The organism is Sphingobacterium cellulitidis (assembly GCF_043187465.1).
GTDB lineage: Bacteria > Bacteroidota > Bacteroidia > Sphingobacteriales > Sphingobacteriaceae > Sphingobacterium > Sphingobacterium cellulitidis.
Window position 1 is genome coordinate 3,211,463 of sequence record NZ_CP171136.1, and the last position, 11,927, is coordinate 3,223,389.

General features: G+C 37.9%; 6 protein-coding genes. 4 read left to right on the forward strand and 2 right to left on the reverse strand.

Translation table 11 applies throughout. The features are described from left to right. The first annotated feature begins 135 nt into the window (after window positions 1-135). The 3 genes from ACF3OC_RS14200 (at window position 136) to ACF3OC_RS14210 (ending at window position 5,300) form a co-directional block, all read left to right on the forward strand. Window positions 136-2,877 carry a 2-oxoglutarate dehydrogenase E1 component gene (locus ACF3OC_RS14200; RefSeq protein ID WP_392469523.1) on the forward strand — a complete coding sequence of 914 codons (2,742 nt, stop codon included), beginning with the start codon at window positions 136-138 and terminating at the stop codon, window positions 2,875-2,877. A gap of 65 nt (window positions 2,878-2,942) precedes the next feature. Then, the gene (odhB, locus tag ACF3OC_RS14205) at window positions 2,943-4,187 is read left to right on the forward strand and encodes a 2-oxoglutarate dehydrogenase complex dihydrolipoyllysine-residue succinyltransferase (RefSeq protein WP_094256052.1); all 1,245 of its coding nucleotides are present in this window, start codon (window positions 2,943-2,945) and stop codon (window positions 4,185-4,187) included. A 114-nt stretch (window positions 4,188-4,301) separates the two neighbouring features. After that, entirely contained in the window at window positions 4,302-5,300 is a 999-nt protein-coding gene (locus ACF3OC_RS14210) for a hypothetical protein (protein WP_392469525.1), read from the forward strand. Here the strand turns inward: ACF3OC_RS14210 and ACF3OC_RS14215 are convergent. Next, window positions 5,297-7,225: an LTA synthase family protein gene (locus ACF3OC_RS14215; RefSeq protein WP_392469527.1), complete on the reverse strand. Its 1,929-nt coding sequence runs from the start codon at window positions 7,223-7,225 to the stop codon at window positions 5,297-5,299. The genes ACF3OC_RS14210 and ACF3OC_RS14215 overlap by 4 nt on opposite strands. A 1-nt stretch (window position 7,226) precedes the next feature. Further along, window positions 7,227-9,107, reverse strand: coding sequence for an LTA synthase family protein (locus ACF3OC_RS14220; RefSeq protein ID WP_094256275.1), 1,881 nt, complete (start codon window positions 9,105-9,107; stop codon window positions 7,227-7,229). A gap of 168 nt (window positions 9,108-9,275) precedes the next feature. On the opposite strand from ACF3OC_RS14220, the gene ACF3OC_RS14225 reads away from it, so the two are divergent. Beyond that, window positions 9,276-11,891: a valine--tRNA ligase gene (locus ACF3OC_RS14225; protein WP_094256054.1), complete on the forward strand. Its 2,616-nt coding sequence runs from the start codon at window positions 9,276-9,278 to the stop codon at window positions 11,889-11,891. Window positions 11,892-11,927: the final 36 nt, after the last annotated feature.

Here is an 11,927-nt window from a genome sequence, read left to right on the forward strand (position 1 = left end):
AAAATTGACTATTATTTATTTCTGATACAGAATAGACTAAAAAACATGCTAAAACATTGTATTTTATATCGATTAAATGCGGAAAAGTATGTTTATTATTTATAAATTTGGCAAAATTTTATGATCCCAATCCACATGGACAATTTGACATTTTTGAGTAATGCTGATTCGAGTTACATCGACGGTTTATATCAAGCATACAAGGCTGACCCGAATTCAGTAGATTTTGGTTGGCAGAAGTTTTTTGAAGGATTTGATTTTGGTCAGACCTCTGAAGGCGGTTCAGTTGAATCGGTTGAAGGAGTATCTGATCACGCATTAAAAGAAATCAACGTACTAAACATGATCCATGGTTATAGAGACCGTGGACACCTATTCACACAAACCAACCCTGTTCGCGAGCGCCGTAAATACTACCCTGGTAAAGAATTGGAAACTTTCGGATTATCAGAATCTGATATGGATACTGTTTTCAATGCAGGTGTGGAAGTTGGCTTAGGTCCTGCCAAATTAAGAGATATTCGTCAGCTGATTGAAGACACCTACTGTCGTTCAATTGGTGCTGAGTTTAAATACATTCGTAACCCTGAAAAAATTAAATGGTTGCAAGACCATATGGAAGCGGATAGAAATCAACCTCATTATGATGTTGACCAAAAGAAACGCATATTCAAGAGATTAAACAGAGCTGTTATTTTTGAGAGCTTCCTAGGAACCAAATTCTTAGGTCAAAAACGTTTCTCACTAGAAGGTGCAGAAAGCTTAATCCCAGCATTGGATTCAGTTATTGAAAAAGGTGCAAGCCTAGGAATTCAAGAGTTCATGATCGGCATGGCTCACCGTGGTCGTTTGAACGTATTGGCAAACATCATGGGCAAACCATACAAAACTATCTTCTCTGAATTTGAAGGCAAGATGTATGCTGAAGAAGATCCTGAATTACAATTTGGTGGTGATGTGAAATATCACTTAGGATATTCATCCGACGTTACTACCGAAGATGGAAAATCTATCCACCTTTCATTAGCTCCAAACCCATCACACTTAGAAACTGTAGATCCAATTGTTGAAGGTATCGTACGTTCTAAAATTGACATGAAATATAATGGAGATTCTTCGAAGATTGCTCCTATCTTAATTCATGGGGATGCTGCGATTGCAGGTCAAGGAGTTGTTTACGAGGTTACTCAAATGTCAAAACTTGAGGGCTACCGTACGGGTGGTACAATCCACATCGTAATCAACAACCAAGTTGGTTTTACAACAAACTATAAAGATGCTCGTTCTGGAACTTACTGTACAGATGTAGCGAAAATCTCTTCTTCACCAGTATTCCACGTAAATGGAGATGATGCTGAAGCCGTAGTTTATGCGATTAATTTAGCGGTAGAATACCGCCAAAAATATAAAACAGACGTGTACATCGATTTATTATGTTACCGTCGCTATGGACACAATGAGGCGGATGAGCCTAAGTTTACTCAACCATTGTTGTACAAAGCAATCGAGAAGCATCCTAATCCAAAAGATGTATATGCGAAAAAATTAGTGGATGAAAAATCAATTGACCAAAACTATGTAAAAAACATAGAGAAGGAATTTAAGGATTACCTTCAGGAGCAATTGGACATCGCTAAGAAAACTGATAAATTGGATGATGAGATTCCAATGTTCGGTGGAGCATGGAAAGGATTACATGCTGCTAAGAAGGCTGAGATCTATGAAGAAGTTAACACGAAGGTTCCTGCAAAAGAATTCTTGAAGTTAGCGAATGAGATCACTACCCTTCCTAAGGACAAAAAATTCTTCCGTAAGATTTCGAAATTGTTCGAAGATCGTGCTGCCATGGTTAAAAATGACAACTACGACTGGGCAATGGGTGAATTAATGGCTTATGCGACTTTATTAGATGAAGGAAAACGCGTTCGTATTTCTGGACAAGACGTTCAACGTGGTACTTTCTCACATAGACATGCTGTTCTTACATTAGAAGATTCTGAAGAAAAATATATCCCATTGGCAAATGTTAATGGCGGTGAGAGATTCAATATCTACAACTCCCTACTTTCAGAGTATGCGGTTTTAGGTTTTGAATATGGATATGCATTAGCTAACCCACAAGCTTTAACTATTTGGGAAGCACAGTTTGGTGACTTCTACAATGGTGCTCAAATCATTGTTGACCAATACTTGTCAAGTGCAGAGACAAAATGGAAAAGATCGAATGGCTTGGTGATGATGTTACCTCACGGTATGGAAGGTCAAGGACCTGAGCACTCATCAGGACGTATCGAGCGTTTCTTGGAATTATGTGCCAACGACAATATGATTATTGCGAACTGTACAACTCCTGCCAACTACTTCCACTTATTGCGTCGTCAATTGCTAAGAGAATTCCGTAAGCCTTTGGTGGTATTTACTCCTAAGAGCTTATTGCGTCATCCTAAAGTTGTTTCAAAATTAGATAACTTTACGAAAGAGAACTTCCAGGAAGTTATTGATGATTCATACGCAAAAGCAACTACCGTAAAACGTGTTTTATTCTGTTCTGGTAAAATCTATTATGATTTATTAGAGAGACAACAAACAGAGAAACGCACTGATGTTGCTATCGTACGGGTAGAGCAATTATATCCGGCACCAGTAGAGAAATTCCAAGCAATCCGTACGAAGTACAAGAAAGCGACCGAATTTATCTGGGTTCAGGAAGAAAATGAAAACATGGGTGCATGGCCATATTACTGCCGTATTTTCCGTAAAACTGATTTAGATTTTACAGATTATATCGCACGCACTGAAAGTGGTAGCCCTGCAACAGGTTACATGAAAAAACATGTAGCGCAACAAGAAGCGATAATTAATAAATCATTTGAATAAACAAAATGTTTAACCGTCCGTTGTAATATTATAGTATATTTAACGACGGTTTAAAAGAAGTAAATATGAGCTTAGAAATCAAAGTCCCTTCGGTTGGCGAATCAATTACCGAAGTAACCTTGGCCCAATGGCTAAAACAAGATGGTGATTACGTCGAAATGGACGAAAACATTGCCGAATTGGAATCTGACAAAGCAACGTTTGAATTACCAGCTGAAAAAGCGGGTATTTTACGCATAATCGCTCAAGAGGGAGATACTCTTGAAATCGGTGCTGTAGTTTGTACTATCGAAGAAGGTTCTGCTCCTTCAGGATCTGGAGATGCTCCTGCGAAAAAAGAAGAAGCTCCTGCGGCACAAGCTGAAGCAAAAACTGCTGAAGCTGCTGACGAGAGTCCTGAAACTTACGCTGCTGGCACAGCATCACCTGCTGCTGCTAAAATCTTAAGAGAAAAAGGTATCGACCCATCTACAATCAAAGGAACTGGTAAAGACGGTAGAATCACGAAAGAGGACGCTGAGAAAGCTCAGGCAGCTCCTGCGAAAACTGAATCTAAACCTGCTGCTCCGGCTGCTGCCGCTGCTCCAACAGCTCCAGCTAAAGCTGGTGAGCGCGTTGAACGTCGTGAGAAAATGAGCTCATTGCGTAAAACAATCGCTAAACGTTTAGTAGCTGTTAAAAATGATACAGCCATGTTAACTACATTCAATGAAGTAAACATGCAACCTATCATGGATCTTCGTGCTAAATACAAAGATACTTTCAAAGAAAAACATGGTATCGGTTTAGGTTTTATGTCGTTCTTCACCAAAGCAGTTACTACTGCATTGAAAGAATGGCCTGCTGTAAATGCTCGTATCGACGAAAATGAAATCGTATATTCTGACTTCGCGGATATTTCTATCGCTGTTTCTGCTCCTAAAGGACTTGTAGTTCCAGTAATCAGAAATGCTGAGTCTATGGCATTATACCAAATCGAAAAAGCAATTGCTGAACTTGCTACAAAAGCTCGTGATAACAAATTGACGATCGATGAAATGACTGGTGGTACATTTACAATTACCAATGGTGGTGTATTTGGATCAATGATGTCTACTCCTATTATCAATGCTCCACAGTCAGCGATCTTAGGTATGCACAACATCATCCAAAGACCTATCGCTGAAAACGGTCAAGTGGTAATCCGTCCGATGATGTATATCGCTTTATCTTATGACCACCGTATCATTGATGGTCGTGAGTCTGTAAGCTTCTTAGTACGTGTTAAACAATTACTAGAAGACCCAGCTAGATTATTATTGGAAGTTTAATTCCAATCCAGATAAAAAACAAAAGGTCGCCTGAAAATTCAGGCGACCTTTTGTTTTTTGAGAGATTCTTATTAAGTTGTTCCAAATTATTATATGCACCTTCAAGGCTCCTACATGTTACGTATATTCTTCTGCGCTATTTTATTGGTATTCTCATTTAATTCTTATGCCCAAAAGATCGGATTAGGAATTGATTTTTTTGGATATGCAGACAACAGAGAATATGGAGCACAGTATACCATTCCTAAAACCTTCTTCGGTGCGACCATCTCACCTAACGTTTATTTCCAAATTGAAGAAAACCATAGGATTTATGGAGGGGTTCATTTCAATCAGGAATTTGGAATCAATACTGAGAATAAAAGTCGAGTAAAACCTATCGCATATTATAATTACAAAACGGAAAAATTTGATTTTGCATTGGGATTCATGCCTCGATTTGAACGGCTAAAGGATATCCCTCGAATGGTGCTTGCTGACACCTTGATGTATGATCGTCCCAATATTGAAGGAATGTATTTCAATTATAAAAATGAGAACTTCAAACAAACGGTTTTTATCGATTGGATGAGCAAACAAGGTTATCAAAATCGGGAACAATTTGTCGCAGGCATAACAGGTAAGTATTCCTTAGGGAATTTTTATATCAGGAACGATGGAATGATGTACCACAATGCATTGACCAGCAATGATAGCATTGACGAACATATTCAAGACAATGCTGTAGTGATGCTTCGTTTGGGTGTCGATCTAAGTCATAAAACGGTATTTGACTCCTTGACTATTGATGCTGGAGCAGCCATGGGTTTTGACCGAGTGAGATCAGTATATGATATGCAAAAAGCTTCTGGTTTTATCTCGAATGTATATATGGGCTATAAACGGTTCTTTTTAGAAAACACCCTTTATTTAGGCGAAGCCCTAAACCTTCCGAATGGAGATTCTTTCTACCATCGTAAGACCTATGACCGATTGGATATAGGTTGGATGCCTTTTAAATCTAATCATATAGAGGGAAAGTTTACAGCCTCCTTCCATTTTTCACCAGGAAAAGTGGATAATCAACAGGTATTCACTTTGAGATATAAATTCGGAAAGCCAATCGTAAATTAATTTTCAGCAACCAGTTTATTGTGGATCATTCGGTTGTTATACTGTTGCATAAAAGACTCTAAATGCTTCATTAGCGAGTCCTGGACACCCAGCTCTTTACCTTTAAGATCATTCTCCAAGAACTTATCCGTTTTTAGATTATACATGGATTTTACTTCCTTATCTCCATAGGTCATGAAATAATCCCCCATAAAGAAGTTGTAAATATTCCCAATATTGCTAACTACAAAATTGTTCCTATCCGCTGACATGGCATCAAAGCCAAATGAAAAATATGGCTTATCATATTGCAAATAGTTCAATACGGTCGGCATTATATCAATTTGCTGAACTAATTTATCAGATACCCCTTTCAACTCTCCACCTGGGTAATAAAATATAATAGGTATGGCAAAGGAGTTCGGCATCGTATTGTATTCCTTAAAGTGAGTCATGCTTGCATGATCGGCACAGATAACGAACAATGTATTATTATACCATTTACTTTTAGAGGCAGTTGCAAAAAACTCTTTAAGGGCGTGGTCAGCATAGCCTAATGGTTCATGAAGGGCTAATGTTCCTTTCGGAAATTTACCAGCATATTTTTCAGGAACCTTAAATGGATGGTGTGATGATAAGGAGAAAAAACTACTAAAGAAAGGCTCTTTCATCTGGTCCATTTCTTTCGCCATATATTGCATAAATGGCTCATCCCAGATCCCCCAGACAGCATCAAAGTCAGCATCATTATTATATTCGTTCTTGCCGTAATAATTTTTTATCCCTGCCAATTGCATATAGGCAGAGAAGCCCATACTTCCATTGGGAGCACCATGGAAAAAGGAGGTTTCATAGCCTTCATCGGATAACAACTTCGCCAAACTGGTGGTCTTATTTCCGGAATAAACCGAAAGCACAAATGGCTCTCCAATAGAAGGAATCCCAGTGATCACCGAAGGCAATGCATCAATGGATTTGCGGCCATTAGCATAAGATCTCGTAAAAGTATAGGATTGTTGAATCAAGGAGTCCAAGAATGGTGTGTATCCCTTATAAGTTCCATTATCTAAATCCTTATTGAAAAAACCTATATGCTCTTTACCAAAGCTTTCCAAAATCAGGATAACGACATTTAATTTTTTGAATTCCGCCGAGTCTTTGGGCTGATGAACAACCGGATACATTTTATTCAACTCTTCATCCGAGAAGAAATGCTCCTCTTTTAGACTTACAGCCTTTAATGTTTTCAGAATGGAGAAGGGTGTATTCAGCACAATATTCATCTCCTCTGGTGATTTCACATAATCCCCAGCATTACTCAAGGTAATCGGACGTGTACTATGTGCCCAGCCACCACGAACTCCACCAACGAATAAAAATGCGACCGTAAGCAAAAGAACCAATTGAACCGAATAAAATTTCCAATTAAATGCAACCGGTGGTTCAACCCGAACTAAATCATATAGTTTGATCAATAACCAAACAATCAATGCAAAAACCAAGATTAGATACCAATATTCTAAACCAAAGTCCAGAAATAGTTTCAACAGGTTTTCCTCATTGGCAAACTGACCGAAAACAGTTCCTGTTGTCCTCTTTAATGTAAATGGATAATAAGCGAAATCTATCAGGTTTAATGCAATGCCAATACTATTGCACACTACAAAAACCCATTTCGTAATCTTGGAATATACTCGATTATACTTGAATGGAATCGGAAAAGAAACCAGTAGGATATATAAAATATTAATATACAATAAGGCAACTATATCGAATTTAATACCACCAGCCATCATGGTCATCAATTCACCGAATGATACCTGTGGAAACTGCGAAATATTAAAAGCGTAGAAACCTAACCTTAGAAGTGCATACAAAACCAGCATTAAGCCAAGGCGAATTGCCAGGGCTAAATAAGGTCCAAACCATCCTTTTAGCTTTATCATCTTAATACTTCATAAAGTCTTCATACACCTCTTGATAATAAGCTTTAGCCATATTTAATAAGCTATCTGCTTTGACTTGAGGATATTGTTCATTAGAATTATAGTTTATTCGATTTCCTACTCGATCATAGGAGATAACTTCCTCTGGACTGATGATTCCAAATGCATCCTTTGAATTATAAAAGGCTACTTGTGGCATAGTGGAATTAAATAAATCCCGACTCCACTTATATCGATCCGAAGGTAGATTCAATTGATTCAACAAAGTTTTTGCAAGGTCGGTTTGATTTCCGATTTGATTAAACTTTTTCCCTCTGTACTCCTCTTTGATCACATCCCCAAAAAACAACAATGGAATATGGAACCTCTGCGGTCTTGAGATATCCCACTTCTCTGCTGGCAATCGATGACCATGATCTGCAACCAAGACAAACAAGGTGTTCTTATACCAATCCTTTTTCTTGGCCTCTTCAATAAATTGAAAGACCGAGTGATCCGTATAAAAGGCTGTACTCTTAAACTTATTTACATTATTGTCCTTACCATACTTGTAATCCTCATACAGCTCAAAGGGCTCATGGTTGACCAAAGTAAAAATACTCGAAAAGAAAGGCTGTTTATCTTCATCCAGGTCTTCGATCATTTTTTCAAATACAATATGGTCATATACGCCCCATGATGTTCTAGGCAGCAAAGGACTGAAATTCATGATATCCACTACCCTTTCAATTCCATGGGTCAACATGTACGATTTAAAGTTATAGAACTCACTTTGTCCTCCGTGGTAAAATGAGGTAGTATAGCCGGCATTGAAAAACTCCTGGCCTATGGCAGGCATATTCTCATGCTTATCAATATACTTGATGATACTTTCTGGTCCTTGTGCTGGAAATCCACTGAATACTCCAACAATTCCTTTATCGGAACGGTCTGATGCTGCATAAATCTGATCAAAGAATACTCCCTTAGAAATCATTTCTTCAAAATGCGGGGTGATACCTTTTTCGCCACCGGTAGACTCGATGAGATCAGCAACAAAACTTTCCAATACCAATAAAACAACATTCGGTTGCTTGGTCTTCAGAATATTAAAGGAAGAGTCAGGATTCTCAATAAATGCTGGTTTTATTTTTTCTAGCACTTCACCTTCCTCCTGGAAGTATTTATATGGCGAACGCATTCTTTGGTTCCGAGTAAAATATTCCCTTAATAATGCATAATGGGTATTTACCGCAGCATGATTATAAAAAGTCTTCGACGAAAAATACGCCTTACTAGGATTCAGTGGAGCTCTTCCAAAGCCGCCACGGATAAACCCGAATAAAAATAAAGCTCCTATGAAAATCTGAATGCACAGCTTCCATATAGGTAGTTTTTTAGGAAACTCAACCCCTTTAAAAAGCCTTAAGAATAACCAATAACTACCCGCAGTCAATAATACAATTCCCAATACTGGAATCAGTATCGGAGTAGATTCCGCAGAAGCAGCAGCTCCGGCAGCATCTTCAGCAATTGCATCAATCGCTCGCTTGGAAATTTTATCCCCCCATTCTCTGTAAATATTTACATTGGCAAAGGTGACAATCTGATAAAATAATAGAATGACAAAGGTGTAAGCTTTTAAAAGCTTCCGTTTCAGAGTTTCATTAGAATAATAATTCAACAGCAAATAACCCAAGAAAGGCAATACACAGATATATGATGCTACAGAGAAATCGAGCGGTAGCCCATGAAAGAAAATCCTTAAAACATCGGTTATATTAGGGTTATCAAGCTTCTCCGAGAAAAAAATTAAAAATATACTGCGATCCAAGAAGCTCATCATTAGCCAAAAGCCGAAATAGAAGAAAAAGCCCCTTAAATCTTTGACAACATTTTTCATGTTACTAAAAAATTCAATCGCCAAATTTACATTTAATTGAAGATAGTAACAGTTAATTAACATTAAATTTTTAATTACTAAATCTAGGATATTTATTTACGGCTAACAGGTGGGAAATAAGGCTATAAATGCGTATTTTTGTAACCTTTTAGAACATTAATTATCATAATGAGCATAGCAAAAACGTACAATCCAAAAGAAGCTGAAGAGAAATGGTATTCCTACTGGATGTCAAATGGATTTTTCCGTTCGGTACCAGATGAGCGTGAGCCATATACAATTGTAATGCCTCCACCAAACGTCACCGGAGTCCTTCACATGGGACACATGTTGAACAATACTATTCAAGATGTATTGATCCGCCGTGCACGTATGCAGGGTAAAAATGCATGTTGGGTCCCTGGAACAGACCATGCATCCATTGCAACTGAAGCAAAGGTTGTCGCTATGTTGAAAGAAAAAGGAATCGAGAAGTCATCTATTACTCGTGAAGAGTTCTTGAGCTATGCTTGGGAATGGAAAGAGAAATATGGCGGTATCATCCTTAAGCAATTAGAAAAACTAGGCGCTTCATGTGATTGGGAAAGAACCAAGTTCACGATGGATCCAGACCTTTCTGAAGCTGTAATCGACACCTTTATCAAATTCTATAAAGAAGGTTATATCTATCGCGGAATCCGTATGGTAAACTGGGATCCTGAAGGTAAAACTGCCCTTTCTGATGAAGAAGTAATCCGTAAAGAAGTCAATCAAAAACTTTATTACGTTCGTTATAAAATCAAAGATTCCGATGAGTATGTGATTATTGCGACTACTCGTCCGGAAACGATTATGGCCGATACTGCCATCTGTATCAACCCCGCGGATGAACGGTATAAACACCTACAAGGAAAAACAGTTTTAGTTCCCTTGATCAACCGCGAGATTCCAATTATTCAAGATGAATATGTAGAAATGGAATTCGGTACAGGATGTCTAAAGGTTACCCCTGCTCACGATTTAAATGACTATGAACTTGGTCAAAAACACAATCTTGAAGTTATTGATATCCTAAATGATAACGGTACTTTAAATGAAAAGGCTCAGATCCTGGTAGGTGAAGACCGTTTCATTGCGCGTAAGAAAGTCGCTGTATTATTGGAAGAGGCTGGACAAATTGAGAAAATCGAAGACTATAAATCACAGGTTGGTTTTTCAGAAAGAACAAATGCTGCTATCGAGCCTAAGCTTTCCATGCAGTGGTTCTTGAAAATGGATACCCTAGCTAAACCGGCTTTAGAATATGTGGAAGACGGAACCATCAAGTTAATACCAGACAAGTTTTTTGCCTCGTATAAACACTGGATGGAAAACGTTAAAGACTGGTGTATTTCTCGCCAATTATGGTGGGGTCAAAGAATTCCAGCTTGGTACAATGAAAAGAATGAATGGGTAATTGCTAAAACTGAAGCTGAAGCTATACAGGAATTTGAAAGCCTAGGCAAATCAACTTCTGGAATTCGTCAAGAAGATGATGTTTTGGATACTTGGTTCTCTTCGGGATTATGGCCAATGTCTGTATTTGACGGTGTAAGAAATCCAGAAAATCCTGATTTTAAATATTATTACCCAACAAATGATCTAGTGACTGCACCTGAGATTTTATTCTTCTGGGTTGCACGTATGATCATTATGGGACATGATTATACCCAAAAACCTCCATTCCGTAATGTATATCTTACTGGAATTGTAAGGGATAAATTAGGCCGTAAGATGTCTAAATCATTGGGTAACTCCCCTGACCCTATTGAGTTAATGGAATTGTACGGAACTGACGGTGTTCGCGTGGGTATGTTGTTATCTTCACCTGCAGGAAATGACCTGATGTTTGATGTTTCTTATTGTGAGCAAGGAAGAAACTTTGCCAACAAAATCTGGAATGCATTCCGTTTGGTAAAAGGATGGGAAGTGGTAGATAAGGAAGCAACTGATTCGCAAAAGATGTCAGCAAAATGGTTTGAAGCGAGATTCAACCAAACCCTTGTGGAAATTGAAGAACATTTTGCAAACTATAGACTTTCAGATGCCTTGATGGCAACTTATAAATTAATCTGGGATGATTTCTGTTCATGGTACTTGGAACTGGTAAAACCTGCTTACCAAGCACCTATTGAAAAAGAAACCTATGAGACTGTAAAAGGATTATTCCAAAAGGTTCTGAAATTAGCGCATCCATTTATGCCATTTATCACAGAAGAATTATGGCATGATGAGATTTTTGGAGAACGCGATGAAAAAGATTGTATTATCGTTGCTGAATTCCCGAAATCACAAGGGTTCGACGAAAATATCATCAAAGAATTTTCTATCGTACAACAAATCATCTCTGAGGTTCGTAATATCAGAAATTCAAAAGGACTTTCTCCTAAAATAGCTCTCCCATTAGCTATCAATGCGACAAATATTGACTACAGTATTTATCAGGATAGTATCAAAAAACTAGCGAATGTTGAGGAATTAACCTTTGTAAAAGAAAAAGTTACGGGTGCCGTGAGTTTCTTGGCTGGTAAAGATGAATGTTATGTTGCTTTGGAAAATAATATCGACGTTGATGCCGAGAAAGAAAGAATCACCAAGGAAATTGAATACCTTAAAGGATTCTTGGTATCTGTAGATAAGAAGTTATCCAATGAGCGTTTTGTTCAAAATGCAAAACCAGAGATTGTAGAAAATGAGAAAAACAAAAAAGCAGATGCTGAAGCTAAGATTCAAATCTTAGTTGAAAGCTTGAATAGCTTAGGTTAATTCTCCAACAATAAAAAAAGCCTCCGTATTTTACAA